The following is a 15,699-nucleotide window of genomic DNA, read 5'->3' as shown; positions in this document are numbered from 1 at the left end:
GACCATGGAAACCACCGTTCAGCCCGTCCGCCGCCGGCCCAAGGATCGCAAGCAGCAGATTCTCGATCAGGCCGTGAAGTTGTTCATCGAACGCGGCTTTCACTCGGTCAAGTTGGAGGACATCGCCGAGGCGGCAGGGGTCACCGCACGTGCGCTGTATCGGCACTACGACAACAAGCAGGCTTTGCTCGCCGAGTCGATCCGCACCGGCCAGGAGCAGTATCAGAGTGCGCGTCGTCTTGACGAGGGCCAGGCGGAGCCGGCGCCGCGGCCGCTGAGTCTTGATTTGCCGGACCACATCACGGCGGCCATCGCATCACGTTCCTTGACGGTGTTGTGGCAGCGTGAGGCCCGTTACCTCAACGAGGCGGACCGCGCGGAAGTCCGGCGCCGAATCAACACGATCGTCGCGGGCATGCGCGCCAACGTTTTGTTGGAGGTGCCTGATCTGACTCCCCCGCAGTCGGAACTGCGGGCGTGGGCGGTGGCCAGCACGCTGACCGGCCTGGGTAGGCATAACCTGACCCTTCCCGCCGAAGAACTCAAAGATGTGCTGTACCAAGCGTGTATGGCCGCCGCGAGGACGGCACCGGTCGCAGAGTTGGAACCGCTCGAAGCAACGCCGGACGACGAAGCTGTGCTTTATTCCCGCTATGAAACTCTGCTGGCCGCGGGCGCGCGGCTGTTCCGGGCGCAGGGTTATCCGGCCGTCAGCACCAGCGAAATTGGCAGGGGAGCCGGAATAGCCGGCCCCGGCCTTTATCGGTCATTCCCGTCTAAGCAGGCCATCCTCGATGCGCTGATTCGCCGCCTCGACGAGTGGCGCAGCCTTGAGTGCATCCGCGCGGTGCGAGCGAATCCCGACGCCGCACAACGTCTTCAGCAGCTGGTGCACGGGCATGTCCGGCTGAGCCTGGACGCCCCGGATCTTGTCGCGGTGTCGATTACCGAACTTTCGCATGCGTCGAGCGAGGTCCGCGACGCATATCTGCGGAATCAGGCGGATCGCGACACCGTGTGGATTGAACTGATTGCCAAGTTGGTCCCGGAAACCACTGTGGCACAAGGACGGCTGCTTGTTTCGGCGGCAACCAGCTTTATCGAAGATGTCGCGCGCACATGGCATCTCACGCGCTTTACCGGAGTCGCGGATGAGATCACCGCGCTCGCACTGGCCATCCTGACCAGTCGGTCCGCAGCCGCTTCTTGACTAAAACGGCGGTGGTTTATTGCGTTCGGCGACGTGGGCGTCGTTGAGGGAGCGCTCGTAATTGATGCGTTGGGCGCGTTCGGCGGCTCGGGTGTGTCGTCGTTTGGGCATCATTACGCCGCGATCGTCGAAATCGTCCGTGGGAACGACTATCTCGGGCAATTCGGTGGTAGTGGTGTTCCACCTTGGGAAGAAGATACGACTACCGGGGTGAGTGGTGTATGTGCGTCCGTTTGGAGCGGTCCAGATCACCGTGCCATCGGGCCGTTGCGCATCATTCCAGCCCGTCCAAAAAGTTTTGAGAAGGTGGTGTTTTCTGCAGGCACATTTCAGGTTCGACGGATGCGTCGGCCCGAACGGCCAGGGCGCCGTATGGTCGATATCGCAACGAGCGGCGGGCACATCGCAGCCGGGAAAACGGCACGTCAAGTCCCGGACCCGAACGAACTCCGCCAACTTGGCCGACGGTCGGTAATGCGGCTCGGCAACGAAGTTCCCCGCGGGGCGCACCCGGCTCACTTTCGCGCCGCCGCGGATCAACTCGGCCAGCAACGGCGCGGGCACCAAACCGCCGCTGGTGATCAGCGCCGGCGCTGACCGCCGTGCCGGCACATCGGGTTGGGGATCCGGGGCCAACGCCTCGGCCAGAGTCATCTCCGGGGTGATCGGCCGCGACGGCGGTCCCTCGCCCGACATGTGCCGATCGGGTACCGCCTCGAGCGTGGACTCCTCGGCCACCACATGAACAACGACCGCGCTGGCGCGCTGGTCCTCGCCGCGGTTGGCCGCGCACTCCGCACTGCCGCAGTCGCAGGCCAGGTGTTGGGCACCGGCGGCCAGCGCACCCAGCGCGTCGGCACGGCGCTGGGCTAGCGTGCGCGAATCGCCATCGCACACGCCATGAGCCATCTTGTTCAGGCGCTCATCCAGGGCCGCGGCATCGGTGGCATAGAGCCGTCCCCACAACGCGGTGGTGTCGGCTTCGTCATTACGTTCACCGATGCAGAGATCACGACTACGGGCGCGAGCGCGGGTGTGCCGCAATGCGCCAGGGTCATGCTTGTCGATCGAGTTGTCGATGGCTTGTTCGAGTTTGGCCACCGACAATGGTCCCCAGGTGGCGGCCATCTTGGCGATGTCGGCATCGATACGTTTCAACGCCTCGAGGTCACGGACCAGGAAGCTCCGCCAGGCGATGGCTGACATCAACCGCTCGCCGATCTGCCCGGCCAAGAACAGTGCGGCCACGTTGGGCAGCCGTTTCAGTGACAGGCTCAGGTGCATCTGTCCGGAGGCCCGGCGGTGGGTCACTCCGAGAGCGGCGGCCACTTCTGCTGCCGCGCAATCCCATTCGTCGCAGGCCCAGTTGGCGTGCTCCTCGCTGGCGGTACGCCGGCGAGTCAGCTCGGCAATTGCGGACAACCGCCGGGCGGCCGCTGCTGCCTCCGCGCGGGCGCAGTCCTCGATCGCTGCGATCACCGCGGCGTCATCGAGTTGACCCAGCTCGGCCGGATCGGGCAGCGGTCTATCGAACATATGTTCGAGTATGCCACGAGGGTATGACACGATGCTGCGATCGTCCAGCCGCCTTCACCACAACGCGGCGATGGTTCCCCCGTCGGCAATCTGCGTGGTGCCGTTGATCATTGACGCGTCGTCGGACAACAGGAAAGCCACGATGCTGGCCATCTCCTCGGGCGCTGCCATGCGGCCTTGCAAACGGGCGATCAACTGACGTGCGCCGCCCTCACCGAGACTTTCGTCGAACATCGTCATCGCCGTCTGCTGCATGGGAGTGTCGACGAACGCGGGTAGCAGCGCATTGGAGCGCACACCGGAGGCGCGCAGTTCCGCCGCGGTGACCCGGCTCAGGTGGCTGATTCCCGCCTTGGACATCCCGTATGCCGAACTGCCCGCCACCCCGATATGGCCGGCCAGCGAGGACATGTTGACGATCGCTCCCCCACCGCGCTCGATCATCCTGGGGGCCGCGTGCTTGGTGCACAGCCACGCGCCCCGCAGGTTGATCGCGATGATGCGATCGAAGTCTTCGACCGTCGTGTCGGTCAGCGAAGCGAAATGGACCACACCGGCATTGGCGACGAGCTTGTCCACGCCGCCGAACTCCGCGACGCAGGCCTCGACCATGGCGATCACCTGCGCCTCGTCGCTGACATCGACCCTATGACCCACGGCGCCGGAACCGATCTTCAGTGCGGCCGCGTCGGCAGCGGCACCGTCGATGTCAGCGCAGAGGACGTTGCACCCCTCGGCGACGAGTCGCTCGGCCACGGCGAAGCCGATGCCCGCGCCGGCCCCGGTCACGATGGCGGCCTTTCCGGCTAGGTCGCGATGCGTCATCCTGCTGCCGCCAAGGTCGAAATGCCCTGCTCGCGAATGCCTCCGAACATCACCAGACCGAATCCCGGCGCGTCTTCAGACAACTTGATCGCATACACGCCGAGGTCACGCAGAATCCAGGCCACGGTCTCCGACATCGTGTCGGCGGGGGCATCGTTGGATGTCAACAGGCCGCAGGCGCGGGGTGGACCGGACGGACGCAAGTAGACCACCACGCCGCTGCCCTGGGCCGACATCCTGGCCAATGCGCCATTGAGTTCGCCGCCGCAACGGCATGCCTTGGAGCCGAACACATCCCCCGTCAGACACTCCACGTGCACATGCAGCGGCACGGGTACTCCGGCATCGACCGTGCCAACTATCGCGACCAAATGTTCGCCGCCGTCGTGCACATCGCGGAAGCCGATGACCCGGGAGTCGCCGGCCCAGGTCGGCAGGATGGCCTCGGCCAACCGAACCACCTGTGGCTCGGTCCGGCGCCGGTACGCCACCAGCTCACCGATCGACACCACGGGCAGTCCGTGTTCGACGGCGAACTCGACGAGTTCGGTGCCGCGGGCTATCTGCGTGGGTCTGCGCCGCGAGACGATCTCGGCCAGCGCGGCGGCCTGCCCGCGTCCGGCCATGCGCGCGAGGTCGATTGCCGCCTCGGCCGGTTCCTGGCACGCGAGCACACCCTCGCCGTCGGCGCGCACTGGCAGGACATGCCCCGGCCGGTGAAAGTCGGTAGCGACGCTGTCGGCCGAGGCGAGCGCAGCGATCGTGCGGGCCCGGTCGCGTGCCGAGATCCCGGTGCCGGTCCCGCGGACGTCGACCGAGACGCAGTGCGCGGTGTCGCGGTGACTCATGGGGGGGAGGTTCAGCCGTTCGCATTCCGAAACCGGCAGCGCGGCACGGACATACCCCGAGGAGTGACGGACCATGAAAGCCAGCAGCCCTGGGGTCGCGGCGTCGGCCGCACAGACGAGATAACCGTCCCCTTCGGATCCGTTGCTGAGTACGACGGGTTGACCGTTAGCGACGGCCGTGATCGCCCGGCACACCCGCACATCCGTCGTTTTCATCTGGGATCTCCGGCATCGACGAGCCGACGGAATCGGCTGTTGTGGAAGACGAGTGGCGGTGTGTCCGGACTTGCCTCCAGGGCGCAGATCTCGAGTAGCGCGATCAGGTGATCGCCCGCAGGCACCTCGGCGTGCAGCCGGCATTGCAACCAGGCGCTCGCCTCCTGGATGACCACGCCGCCGCCCGGCAGCTCCGTCCAGGACACGCCGGCGAACCGGTCGCCGCGCTTGCGTGACAAGCTCATGCAGGCGTGATGGTGTCCTTCGGCGAGCACGCTGAGGCCCAGTCGCGAGCTGAGCCGCAATTGCGGCCAGGTCGTCGAGATGTTCTGGATACAGACCGATACCAACGGCGGGTCAAGCGAGACCGGTATGAACGAGCTCGCCGCCATTCCAACGGGTTCGCTGTCGGCCACTGCGCAGATCGCGATCACCCCGGACGGGAAACAGCCGAACGCCCTTCGTAATTGGGCCTCATCAAACCGGTGGTCAAGGCGGTTGTCGACGGACGAAGTCACTTGCGCAACCCGTCAAGGAATTCGAGCAACACCGCGTTGGTCTCCTCGGGCGCCTCCTGCTGAATCCAGTGTCCGACGTCGGCGACCATGTGCGTGCCGCGGTAGTCCGTCATGACCTCGTCCGCACGCTCGACGGCCTCCGCGCCCCAGGTGGTTCCGACGTCGTACTGGCCGCCGATGAACAGCGCCGGCGGAGTGAGCGGCTTGCCTTCCTGGTCGGCCAGGTCGTGCCAGTCGTTGTCGATGTTGTGGTAGAAGCTCAACGGACCGCCGAACCCGGAACGCTCGAATTCGTTTGTGTAGAAGTCGAGGTCGTCGTCGGTGAACCAGGACGGCATCGTCTCGGGATAGACGAAGGCGTCCTTGAGTCGCGCGCCTTCGGCCATGCAGAGTGGGCCCGCGCGGATCACGTCGATGGGGTCCATGGCGGCCAGATCGACCCCCGCATCGACGGCCGCCTTGGTGGCCGCCATCATTCCCTCACCCGCGACCGTGTACGTCAGCCCGAGCAGCCAGCCGCGGACGTCTTCTTCGATCTCGGCGATGATGCCGTCCTGCGCGGAGAAGTAGTCCTGATACCAGACTCGGCCCTCGCCGGCGAGTTCCAAGTGGTAGTCGTTGGGCCGGTGTTCACCGAACGGGCAGCCCGGCAAGCCGATTACGCCGCGGGCGGCGAACGGAACGCTGATGCCGACCACGCCGGCACAACGGTCCGGGTGCAGCCAGGCGAAGGTCCACGCCACCGGCGCACCCCAGTCGTGACCGACGACAAAGGCCTTGTCCGCGCCGTAGGCGTCTAGGACGCCGACCACATCACCCACCAGTTCCTTGATGCGGTAGGCGGTTTGAACGCGGTACTTCGATGACCGACCGTAGCCGCGTTGGTCGATGGCCACCACCCGGTAACCGGCCTCGGCCAGTGCGGGAATCTGGTGGCGCCACGAATACCAGGACTCCGGAAAACCGTGCAGCAGCACCACCAGCGGCGCCTCGGGTCCCGAGGGACCGTCCTCCACCGCGTGGATGCGGGTACCCCGGCAGTTCAGCATTCGATGAGTCTGTGCCATCTTTCGGTTTCTCCTAAGCGTCGACAAGTTGATTGGCCGGCGGGGCGGGGACCTCACGGTTCGCGTAGTTGCGGGCGATCAATGTCTTCTCACCCGACATCCTGGTGCGCGCCCACTTGCCCAGTACGCGGCTGGCGATGCCGGGTTTCATCAGCGCCAGAGGGGATTTGACCAGATGGACCACCGCGAGGAACTCACGATAGGCGTCAACATCGTCGTGCACCAACTCCAGCAGGCGGTCCATGTACCAGGTGAGCACCCGAAAGTAGAAGGGCCGCTTCTTGTCGACGTCCTTCATCCAGTCGAACCGCAGGTTCTGCTCGCGGATGACGAACCAGGCGGTGTCGGCCATCTTCGAGATGGTGCGGTAGTACCGCCGCGGCAGATTCGGATGCCCGGGACCGTACTTGGCCAGCAGTAGCTGCATTTCGCGAACTTCCTTGAGCGCCAGACTCATTCCCAGTCCTGACACCGGGTCGGCGCTGGTGTAGGCGTCGCCCACGGCCAGCAGCGCGCGCGGCAGATTGCGCTTCTTTTCGTAGTGCAACCGAAGCATGTTGGGATACCGGAAGTTGTAGATCGGCGACGCCGGCTCCAGTCCGTCGATGTTCTCTCCGATCACCGGTGACGGCATCAGATTGGCGAACTCGCGGAACTCCTTTGCCGTTCGGGGCGGCGAATAGCAGTTGTAGGCAACCAACGAGGTGGACAGGACGGTGCGTGAGCTGTCGGTGTAGTACTGCGCGGCATAGGTGTCCTCGAAGGGACGGTAGGCGTAACAGATCACCATCACCTTGTCCTGCCACTGCCGTTCCGGCGGAACCCGGTGCTGCATGGTGGAGTAGAAGCAGTTGATGATGTCCTGTTCGACTTCGGGAGCCCCGACCCCGATGCGCTCCAAAAACTCTGGAACACGGGTGTTCTTGCCCGAGGCGTCGACGACGAACTCGGCGGGAATCACTTCTGGCTCGTCGCCGCCCCGGTCGACGGCGACGCCGACGACGGTGTTGTTGTTGCGGTCGAAGATCAGGTCGGTGACCTCGGACTCGTAGCGGAAATCGATGCGCGGCTCGTCATCCAACCGACGGCGCACACACCACTCGAGCAATGGCCGTCCCGCGCAGATGATCTCGATATCACTGGTGCCAGGCTTCTTCCAGGTCCCGCCAAGACGAATCCGGTACTGAGCGGCCATGTCAACCTTGAAGGCGCCCTCGCGCACCATGTCGTCGACGATGCCCGGAAAGAATCGCTCCAACTCGATCTGTCCCGCGATGAGCAGGTGATGCAGGTGCCAGCCCTGCGCCGCGCCCGGCCTGCCTTCCCGCCGGCGGTGGGGGTCGTCCTTCTCCAGCACGATGACCCGTTCGAACGTTTCACTGCAGACCTTGGCCGCGGCGATGCCGGCAATGCTGCCCCCGATGACCACCGCGGTGCCGCGCCCGCGGCGACGCACTTCGGCGATTTCGGGTTCGGTGTACTCCTTGTGGACGGGCTTGGTCCGTCGCGTCGCGCCGCTGGCGACGAACTTCTCGTAGTACAGACCGACCCGATGGAAGCCGTTGTTTTCTAACCAGGTTCGGGTGGCTTCGACCATGGCGGCGGGTCCGCACAGGTAAACGTCGGCGTCACCGCCGGCCAGCATCCGTTCGTCGAGCAGGTCGGTGACCAGACCCGTGCGGCCATCCCAGTCCGGCGCCGGATTCGCGACGATGACGTGGACCTCCAGCTGGGGAATGCGACGCCGCAGTGCCTTGAGTTCGTCGAGCTTGCAGAGGTCGTCGGGCGAGGTCACTCCGTAGAGCAGGTAGACGGGTTGACGGGCATCAGCATCCAGGCTTTCGGCCATCGCCAAAATCGCCGACAAGCCGGTACCACCCGCGACCAGGATCACCGGCCGCACCACGGGACGCAGATAGAAGTTGCCCTTGCTGCATCGCAGCGCGATGTGGTCACCGGGCTTTGCGCGATCGCGGAGGTAATTGGACATCACCCCGTCGGGCAGCAGTCGAACAATGAACTCCAACTCGGAGCGTCCGTCGGCAGGATGTGCGTAGGAGTAGTTGCGCCAGGTGGTGGTGCCGGGCACCTGCAGCTGGGCGAACTGGCCCGCCTTGTAGTTCAGAGTGCCCGCCATGCCTGAGATATCCACCCGCAGCAGCGCTGTCGTGGGCGACACCAGATCGACCCCGCTCACCACGCCGTCGCCGGTGATTAACAGCGCGGCGTTGTCGTCGGCCGGATATTGAAGTTCGATCCGGCAATCGCTGTCGGCGAATGTCTGGCAGGTCAGGATTTTTCGTGCCGCGCGCTCCACGTCGGACAGGCCCTCGGTGCGGCCCATCGTGTACTTGCCGCTGGTGCAGGTGGCCACACAGGTGCCGCATATCCCGCTTTGGCATTCGTTGACGATGGCGACGCCGTGCTCCTCGGCGGCGTCCAGGACTGTCTGGTCCGGCCGCACCGGCATCGCTTTGTGCGTGCCGTCCGAGTAGCCGACAGTGACTTGACGATCCATTTTCGCTGCCCCTAAACGGCCACGGTGACGGGCTTCTTGGCGATCCGGGCATTGAGTCTGGGCATGACCTCCTCGGCCAACAGCCGCAGTGACTCCTTCCATGGTCCCGGGTTGTCGGAGTAGTCGAACCCGAGGATCAGTAGATGGCCGAATCCGCCGACCTGATCGTAGGTCGCTTCGAGCTTGTCGACCACCGTCTCCACCGAGCCCACCACAAAGGTGTTCTCGGCGAGGTATTCCGCCGTCACGTCCTCGTCGGGCACCGTCGGATTGTGCTTGTAGAACTTCGTCATGCCGAACATCCGGAACGTCGGCAGCACGTACTCACGCATGGCGCGGCCCATCGTTCCGTCGACGGCATAGCGGAATGCCTGTTCGTCGGTCTCGGCTACGAATACCTCACGTACCAAACGCCAATCGTTGCGGTCCGGCGTGCGGCCGCTGCGTTCGGCGCCTTCCAGTACCGCATCCCAGTGCGTGGCAACGTATTCGGCGTTGAGGTCCAAACTCATTGGGATATAACCCCGTTCGCCGGCCAGCTTCAGCGTGTCCGAGCCGGCGCTGAAACCGGTGACGCCGATGGGTGGGTGGGGCTTCTGGAACGGCTTGATGTGGCGTTTCATCAGCCCTTCGAACATCGGCGCAATTCCGTTGGCGTTCCAGTACTTCCCGCGATGCTCCCAGGGCTCGTCCTCGGTCCAGATGCGCAGCATGATCTCGAGCGCTTCCCGGGTCATGTCCCGATGCTCGCCGTTCTTGCCGTCCACGTCGTAGAGCGCCCAGTCCCCCGGGATGCCGCTGGCGCCCACTCCGAGCATGAAGCGGCCCTGGGCCAGATGGTCGAAATAGGCCACCCGATGGGCCAATTCGACCGGGTGGTGGTAGGGCAACAAGTGGGCACCCGGCGCGAGCTTGATGTTTTTCGTGCGAAGCAGCGCCTGCGCCAACAACAGGTCGGGGGCGCAGATCGGTTCCCAGGGCACGGTGAAGTGTTCGCCCACCCATGCTTCGACGTAACCGAGCTGGTCGGCCAGTTCGATCATGTCCAGGTCCCACTGTGTCGCGTCATAGAGGGTGCGCTCCGGCGGATGTGCCGGCATGAGGAATATTCCGATCTCCATCGTTCACCCTTCGTGGTTGGGGCCGCGGCGTCTTCGGTAGGTACATGACAGTACTAGCAAGATACTTTACTGCACACAAGACCCTTTTTGCATGGGTTTTTGCGTGAATGTTCGAGAACAAGTCGCGTATCGGCTATGGACATGTTGGTCATCCGCCGCGTAATCTCGCACAGGTCACTTGTTCTGCGCGCAGTGAGCACCGACAAGGAGCTGCCATGAACGTCGCCCTGCCGACTCCAAACGGGAGTCCGCTCGATCGCCGGTCGGACGGGGAGCGCTCCTTGCCGCGCTTCGACTTCATCGGATACGAGACGATCGACGACGGCCGCATCGCCGCGATCACCCTCAACAGGCCCAAGCAACGCAACGCCCAGACCCGCGGAATGCTGGTGGAACTTGGCACGGCCTTCGAGCTCGCCGAGGCCGACGACGTCGTCCGGGTGGTGATCCTGCGGGCGGCCGGCCCCGCCTTCTCGGCCGGCCACGACCTCGGGTCCGCCGACGACGTCCGGGAGCGTTCGCCCGGCCCCGGACAGCACCCGACTTACCAGTGCAATGGGGGGACCTATGGCGGAGTCGAGTCGCGCAACCGCCAGGAGTGGCACTACTACTTCGAGAACACGAAGAGGTGGCGCGACCTGCGCAAGATCACCATCGCCCAGGTGCACGGGACGGTGCTTTCGGCAGGCCTGATGCTGGCCTGGTGCTGCGATCTGATCGTGGCCAGCGAGGACGCCGTCTTCGCCGACGTCGTCGGAACACGGCTCGGCATGTGCGGCGTCGAGTACTTCGGCCACCCCTGGGAGTTCGGTCCGCGCAAATCCAAAGAACTGCTGCTCACCGGCGACTGCATAGGCGCCGACGAGGCACACGCGCTGGGCATGGTGAGCAAGGTGTTTCCGCTTGACGAACTATCCAACAGCACAATCGAATTCGCCCGCCGCATCGCCAAGGTGCCTACCATGGCCGCCCTGCTGATCAAGGAATCGGTGAACCAGACGGTCGACGCGATGGGATTCAATACCGCGTTGGACGGTTGCTTCAAGATTCACCAGCTCAACCACGCGCATTGGGCCGAGGTCACCGGCGGGAAGCTGTCGTACGGAACGGTCGAGTACGGCCTCGACGACTGGCGCGCAGCACCGGAGATCCTGCCGGCGAACAAGCATCGGCCCTGACCCTGGGGGCGCGGCGTGGATATCACCTACCCCCCCGAAGCGGAGTCGTTCCGCGACCGGATCCGCGCGTTTCTGGCCGAGCACCTGCCGCCCGGCTGGTCGGGTCCCGGCGCACTGGCGCCAGCCGACCGGGAAGCGTTCGCGGCGCAGTGGCGGCAATCGCTGGTGGCGGCCGGATTGGTCGCCGTGTCTTGGCCGAAGGAATACGGCGGCGGTGGTCTCTCCCCTATCGAGCAGGTGGTACTGGCCGAGGAGTTCGCCCGGGCCGGCGCGCCGGAGCGGGAGGAAAACGACCTGCTGGGCATAGACCTGTTGGGCAACGCCTTGATCGCGCTTGGGACCGAGGAGCAGAAGCGGCATTTCCTGCCACGCATCCTCAGCGGTGAAGATCGTTGGTGTCAAGGCTTTTCCGAGCCCGAGGCGGGTTCGGATCTGGCCTCCGTGCGTACCCGGGCGGTCTTGGACGAGGACGAGTGGGTGATCAACGGCCAGAAGATCTGGACATCGGCGGGGGCGACGGCGAACTGGATCTTTCTGCTGGTGCGAACGGATCCGAGCGCGCCCAAACATCAGGGCCTGTCGTTTCTACTGGTGCCCATGGACCAGCCCGGAGTGGTGGTTCGGCCGATCGTCAACGCCGCCGGGCACTCGCTGTTCTGCGAGGTGTTCCTGACCGATGCGCGGACCAAGACCGACCACATCATCGGCGAGCCCGGTGACGGCTGGTCCACCGCGATGACGGTGCTCGGCTTCGAACGCGCCTCACAGCTCACCACCGCGGCCATCGATTTCGGCCGCGACCTGGACCGGTTGTGCGAACTGGCCCGCAGGCGCGGGTTGAACACCGACCCGCTCATTCGAGATCGGTTGGCGTGGTGCTATTCCCGGGTTCAGATCATGCGATACCGGGGCTACCGCGGCCTCACCCTGTCCCTGAACGGACAGCTGCCCGGCGCCGAGGCGGCGATCACCAAGGTCATCTGGAGCGAATACTTCCGCCGCTATACCGAGCTCGCGGCGGAGATCCTGGGCCTCGAGGCGATCTGCCCGTCGGGACCGGGAAACGGCGGAGCGCGGGTGGCTCCGGAGGCGGGTACCGCGAACTCCCCCGCTTGCTGGATCGACGAACTGCTCTACGCGCGCGCCGCGACGATCTATGCCGGTAGCTCGCAGATACAGCGCAACGTGATAGGCGAACGACTGCTGGGGTTGCCGAAGGAGCCGTCCTTGGCCGGGAAGCGATGACATGGACTTCCAATACAGCGCCGAACAAGATGCTCTCCGGGCTTCATTGCGCGGCTTCTTGCATAGCGGGGACGGTCAGGAAAACAGGCTGTGGCGGCGGCTGTGCTACGAGCTCGAGTTGCCCGGATTGCATGTGCCCCCGGAGTACGGCGGAGTGGGGGCGACCCTCGTCGAAACCGCCATCGCGTTCGAGGAGTTCGGCCGGGTGCTGTCGCCGGTTCCGTTCGCGGCCACGATGTTTGCCATAGAGGCGATCCTGCGCACGGGCGATGAGGAGCAGTGCAAGACACTGCTGGCCGGCCTGCTCAGCGGGGAGCAAATCGGAACGCTCGCGTGGTGTGGCGGTGACTTCTCGACAACGAATGTGCGCGCCGAACGCCGCGATGGCCGCACGGTGCTGACCGGCCACTGCACCCCGGTGCTGCACGGTCACGTTGCCGACGTCTTCGTGGTGCCCGCAGCGGCGGATGGCGCGGTGCGCCTGCATGTCGTGGCGGCCGCCGCGGCGGGAGTCACGGTGACGCCGTTGAACTCGTTCGACGCCACCCGTCCGGTCGCCGCGCTGCAACTGCTTCAGACTCCGGCCGAGGTATTAGCCGCGGGCTCCGCTGACGACATCGAACGCGTCCTCGACGCGGCCCGAGTGCTGCTGGCCGCCGAGATGCTCGGCGGAGCGGAGGCGTGTCTGGACATGGCCGTGGAATATGCCCGCAGCCGACGGCAATTCGACCGTCCGATCGGTTCGTTCCAGGCGGTCAAACACGCCTGCGCCGACATGCTGATCGAGGTGGACGCGACCCGGGCCACCGTCATGTACGCAGCCATGAACGCCGTCGACGACCGCGAACTCGCTGTCACCGCGCCCCTGGCGAAGGCCCAGGCGGCGGACACCTTCGCCTTATGCGCCGGCTCGGCCATTCAGGTGCACGGTGGTATCGCGTTCACCTGGGAGCACGACCTGCATCGCTACTTCCGCCGGGCCAAGAGCGCCGAAGCGATGTTCGGCAGTAGCGCCCAGCACCGCGCCCTACTGGCCGACCGCGTCGGTCTTTGACCGCGAGCGGTCGGAACGTCAGGCGTTCGCCGCGGCCAGGGCGGCGTCGTAGTCCGGCTCTTGTGCGATCTCCGGCACGAGCTCGGTGTAGGCGACGTTCCCGTCGGCGCCGATCACCACGATCGCCCGCGCCAATAGCCCGGCCATCGGTCCGTCGGCGATGGTGACCCCGTAGGCCTCGCCAAAGCTGTCCCGGAACGCCGACGCGGTGGTCACGTTTTCGATGCCCTCCGCGCCGCAGAAGCGCTTCTGGGCGAACGGCAGATCCTTCGATACACACAGCACGGTGCCACCACTGGCGGCGGCGCGCTCATTGAAGGTGCGCACGCTCGTCGCACACACTGGCGTGTCGACGGACGGGAAGATGTTCAGCAGCAAGGGCTTTCCCTGGAACTGATCGCTGCTCACCGACCCGAGATCCGCTCCGGTCAGGGTGAAACTCGGGGCCGGAGAGCCGACCTCGGGTAGCTCGCCGACGGTGTTGATCGGGTTCCCACGCAGGGTTATCTGTGCCATGGGCACAGTCTGCCAAGGCCGCTGAGGCGGCGTTTACCCGGGCTAAGCCGGGCCAGGGCGCCGCTGTGTCCTGATTTGTGGGGTACATGTCATAGACGCCACGATCTGCGGTGGCCAAGATGGGATGTATGCCCCGCAAAGTGGTCATCGTCGGCTTCCCGGGCGTGCAGTCGCTCGACATCGTGGGGCCCTATGACGTGTTCACCGGCGCATCGATGCTGACGAACAGCGGATACGACGTGCTGGTGGGCTCCCTGGACGGTCAGCCCATCACGACCCCAACCGGCCTGGCGTTCGTGTCGACGCCGTTGCCCGATCCGAGTGACGTCACAGACTGCATTGACACCGTCATCGTGCCGGGCGGCGCCGGGGTCGACGCCGCGCGGACCGATGCGGAGCTCCTGGCCTGGATCAAGGCTGTTGCCGACACCGCGCGACGCGTCGTGACGGTCTGCACGGGCGCATTCCTGGCGGCGGAGGCGGGGCTGCTGGACGGCTGCCGGGTAACCACGCACTGGGCATTCGCCGATCGGTTGGCTCGTGAGTTTCCGGGCGTCGACGTCAATCCGGACCCGATCTTCATGCGCAGTTCCGAGAAGGTCTGGACCGCCGCCGGCGTCACCTCGGGTATCGATCTCGCGCTGTCACTGATCGAAGACGACCATGGCACCGAAGTCGCGCAAACGGTCGCCCGTTGGCTCGTCCTGTACCTGCGCCGCCCCGGCGGCCAGACGCAGTTCGCCGCGCCGGTGTGGATGCCCCGGGCCAAGCGCCCGTCGATCCGCGAGGTTCAGGAAGCGATCGAGGCGCAACCGGGTGGATCACACAGCATCGAGGAACTGGCTCAGCGGGCGGCCATGAGTCCGCGGCACTTCACCCGGGTGTTCACCGAAGAGGTCGGTGAGGCGCCGGGCCAATACGTCGAGCGCATCCGCACCGAGGCCGCGCGCCGGCAGTTGGAGGAGACCGACGACACCGTGGTGGCGATCGCCGCTCGGTGTGGCTTCGGCACCGCAGAAACCATGCGGCGCAATTTCATTCGCCGGGTCGGCATCTCGCCGGACCAGTACCGCAAAGCTTTTGCTTGACAACTAAGGAGATGACATGACCCAGATCGCGTTTGTGGCATACCCGGGCTTTACCGCGTTGGACATGATCGGCCCCTACGAGGTGTTGCGGAATCTGCCGCAGACCGAGGTGCGTTTCGTCTGGCACGAGGCCGGACCGGTCACCGCCGACTCCGGCGTTCTGGTCATTGGCGCCACGCACTCGCTGGCCGAAACTCCCTCGCCCGACGTGATTGTCGTGCCGGGCGGACCGGGAACGCCGGTGGCCGCGCGGGACGAGAAGTTGCTGGAATGGCTGCGCCAGGCCCACAAGACCGCCACCTGGACGGCCTCGGTGTGCTCTGGCTCGTTGATCCTGGCGTCCGCGGGCCTGCTGCAGGACCGCCGTGCGACGTCGCACTGGATCAGTCTTCCCGCGCTGAAGGCGTTCGGCGTCACGCCCGTAGGCGACGAACGAATTGTGCACCAGGACAATGTCATTACCAGCGCGGGCGTGTCCGCGGGGATTGACCTCGGGCTGTGGTTGGCCGGCCGGCTCGGTGGTGAAGGCCGCGCCAAGGCCATTCAGCTGATGCTCGAGTACGACCCACAGCCACCGTTCGACTCTGGCCACATGTCGAAGGCTTCCGCCACCACCAAAGCGGCGGCGACCGCGTTGCTGTCCAAGGACAATGCGACACCGGCCGCGCTCAAGGCAGGAACGTTGTTGGCCTGGGAACGGGCGCTGCACGCGGTGCGGTCTCGTCGGCGCAGGCGGGTTTTGGAGCGCGTCTGATCAGG

Annotated in this window: 14 protein-coding genes; 6 read left to right on the top strand and 8 right to left on the bottom strand. The window is 65.4% G+C overall.

Going from position 1 to position 15,699, the window contains the following annotated elements; translation table 11 throughout:
• The first annotated feature begins 4 nt into the window (after positions 1 to 4).
• Positions 5 to 1,210 (top strand): TetR/AcrR family transcriptional regulator, encoded by a 1,206-nt coding sequence (locus G6N68_RS14050; protein ID WP_163718573.1) that lies wholly within the window; start codon positions 5 to 7, stop codon positions 1,208 to 1,210.
• Here G6N68_RS14050 and G6N68_RS14045 read toward each other — a convergent pair whose 3' ends face one another.
• Genes G6N68_RS14045 through G6N68_RS14015 form a run of 7 tightly spaced genes read right to left on the bottom strand, consistent with a single transcriptional unit; the run spans position 1,211 to position 9,859 of the window.
• Positions 1,211 to 2,746 carry an HNH endonuclease signature motif containing protein gene (locus G6N68_RS14045; RefSeq protein ID WP_163713169.1) on the bottom strand — a complete coding sequence of 512 codons (1,536 nt, stop codon included), beginning with the start codon at positions 2,744 to 2,746 and terminating at the stop codon, positions 1,211 to 1,213. It abuts the gene before it with no gap.
• 54 nt (positions 2,747 to 2,800) lie between these two features.
• Entirely contained in the window at positions 2,801 to 3,571 is a 771-nt protein-coding gene (locus G6N68_RS14040) for an SDR family oxidoreductase (RefSeq protein WP_163713166.1), read from the bottom strand.
• Positions 3,568 to 4,635 (bottom strand): 3,4-dihydroxy-2-butanone-4-phosphate synthase, encoded by a 1,068-nt coding sequence (locus G6N68_RS14035; RefSeq protein WP_163713162.1) that lies wholly within the window; start codon positions 4,633 to 4,635, stop codon positions 3,568 to 3,570. The genes G6N68_RS14040 and G6N68_RS14035 overlap by 4 nt, the downstream gene beginning before the upstream one ends.
• Complete coding sequence (locus tag G6N68_RS14030) at positions 4,632 to 5,153, bottom strand: flavin reductase family protein (RefSeq protein ID WP_163713159.1); 522 nt, start codon at positions 5,151 to 5,153, stop codon at positions 4,632 to 4,634. The genes G6N68_RS14035 and G6N68_RS14030 overlap by 4 nt, the downstream gene beginning before the upstream one ends.
• A complete protein-coding gene (locus tag G6N68_RS14025; RefSeq protein WP_163713156.1) occupies positions 5,150 to 6,220 on the bottom strand; it encodes an alpha/beta fold hydrolase in 1,071 nt (356 codons plus the stop codon). The genes G6N68_RS14030 and G6N68_RS14025 overlap by 4 nt, the downstream gene beginning before the upstream one ends.
• 13 nt (positions 6,221 to 6,233) lie before the next feature.
• Entirely contained in the window at positions 6,234 to 8,738 is a 2,505-nt protein-coding gene (locus G6N68_RS14020; protein WP_163713153.1) for an FAD-binding oxidoreductase, read from the bottom strand.
• Between the two features lie 11 nt (positions 8,739 to 8,749).
• Positions 8,750 to 9,859 (bottom strand): LLM class flavin-dependent oxidoreductase, encoded by a 1,110-nt coding sequence (locus tag G6N68_RS14015; RefSeq protein ID WP_163713150.1) that lies wholly within the window; start codon positions 9,857 to 9,859, stop codon positions 8,750 to 8,752.
• Between the two features lie 215 nt (positions 9,860 to 10,074).
• On the opposite strand from G6N68_RS14015, the gene G6N68_RS14010 reads away from it, so the two are divergent.
• The 3 genes from G6N68_RS14010 to G6N68_RS14000 are packed head-to-tail and all read left to right on the top strand — an operon-like array spanning position 10,075 to position 13,336.
• Positions 10,075 to 11,037 carry an enoyl-CoA hydratase gene (locus tag G6N68_RS14010; protein WP_163713147.1) on the top strand — a complete coding sequence of 321 codons (963 nt, stop codon included), beginning with the start codon at positions 10,075 to 10,077 and terminating at the stop codon, positions 11,035 to 11,037.
• Between the two features lie 15 nt (positions 11,038 to 11,052).
• On the top strand, positions 11,053 to 12,282 hold the full coding sequence (locus G6N68_RS14005; RefSeq protein WP_163713144.1) for an acyl-CoA dehydrogenase: 1,230 nt from the start codon (positions 11,053 to 11,055) through the stop codon (positions 12,280 to 12,282).
• A 1-nt stretch (position 12,283) separates the two neighbouring features.
• Entirely contained in the window at positions 12,284 to 13,336 is a 1,053-nt protein-coding gene (locus G6N68_RS14000; protein ID WP_163713139.1) for an acyl-CoA dehydrogenase family protein, read from the top strand.
• An 18-nt stretch (positions 13,337 to 13,354) separates the two neighbouring features.
• On the opposite strand, the gene tpx is transcribed toward G6N68_RS14000, so the two are convergent.
• Positions 13,355 to 13,852, bottom strand: a complete 498-nt coding sequence (gene tpx / locus G6N68_RS13995; RefSeq protein WP_163713136.1) for a thiol peroxidase — start codon at positions 13,850 to 13,852, stop codon at positions 13,355 to 13,357.
• Positions 13,853 to 13,980: 128 nt separating this feature from the next.
• On the opposite strand from tpx, the gene G6N68_RS13990 reads away from it, so the two are divergent.
• Both G6N68_RS13990 and G6N68_RS13985 read left to right on the top strand, forming a co-directional pair.
• Entirely contained in the window at positions 13,981 to 14,940 is a 960-nt protein-coding gene (locus G6N68_RS13990; RefSeq protein WP_163713112.1) for a GlxA family transcriptional regulator, read from the top strand.
• 16 nt (positions 14,941 to 14,956) lie between these two features.
• Positions 14,957 to 15,694: a DJ-1/PfpI family protein gene (locus G6N68_RS13985; protein WP_163713110.1), complete on the top strand. Its 738-nt coding sequence runs from the start codon at positions 14,957 to 14,959 to the stop codon at positions 15,692 to 15,694.
• The last annotated feature ends 5 nt before the right edge of the window (positions 15,695 to 15,699 follow it).

The sequence above is a fragment of the Mycobacterium bourgelatii genome (assembly GCF_010723575.1).
Classification (GTDB): Bacteria; Actinomycetota; Actinomycetes; order Mycobacteriales; family Mycobacteriaceae; genus Mycobacterium; species Mycobacterium bourgelatii.
This window is presented reverse-complemented; position numbering and strand designations above follow the sequence as displayed.

Excerpts from the sequence above, each read along its gene's own strand:
- G6N68_RS14025 (WP_163713156.1), bottom strand. The coding sequence starts at position 6,220 with ATGGCACAGACTCATCGAATGCTGAACTGCCGGGGTACCCGCATCCAC.
- G6N68_RS14040 (WP_163713166.1), bottom strand. The coding sequence starts at position 3,571 with ATGACGCATCGCGACCTAGCCGGAAAGGCCGCCATCGTGACCGGGGCC.
- G6N68_RS14020 (WP_163713153.1), bottom strand. The coding sequence starts at position 8,738 with ATGGATCGTCAAGTCACTGTCGGCTACTCGGACGGCACGCACAAAGCG.
- G6N68_RS14010 (WP_163713147.1), top strand. The coding sequence starts at position 10,075 with ATGAACGTCGCCCTGCCGACTCCAAACGGGAGTCCGCTCGATCGCCGG.
- G6N68_RS14000 (WP_163713139.1), top strand. The coding sequence starts at position 12,284 with ATGGACTTCCAATACAGCGCCGAACAAGATGCTCTCCGGGCTTCATTG.
- tpx (WP_163713136.1), bottom strand. The coding sequence starts at position 13,852 with ATGGCACAGATAACCCTGCGTGGGAACCCGATCAACACCGTCGGCGAG.
- G6N68_RS13985 (WP_163713110.1), top strand. The coding sequence starts at position 14,957 with ATGACCCAGATCGCGTTTGTGGCATACCCGGGCTTTACCGCGTTGGAC.
- G6N68_RS14045 (WP_163713169.1), bottom strand. The coding sequence starts at position 2,746 with ATGTTCGATAGACCGCTGCCCGATCCGGCCGAGCTGGGTCAACTCGAT.
- G6N68_RS14015 (WP_163713150.1), bottom strand. The coding sequence starts at position 9,859 with ATGGAGATCGGAATATTCCTCATGCCGGCACATCCGCCGGAGCGCACC.
- G6N68_RS13990 (WP_163713112.1), top strand. The coding sequence starts at position 13,981 with ATGCCCCGCAAAGTGGTCATCGTCGGCTTCCCGGGCGTGCAGTCGCTC.
- G6N68_RS14035 (WP_163713162.1), bottom strand. The coding sequence starts at position 4,635 with ATGAAAACGACGGATGTGCGGGTGTGCCGGGCGATCACGGCCGTCGCT.
- G6N68_RS14050 (WP_163718573.1), top strand. The coding sequence starts at position 5 with ATGGAAACCACCGTTCAGCCCGTCCGCCGCCGGCCCAAGGATCGCAAG.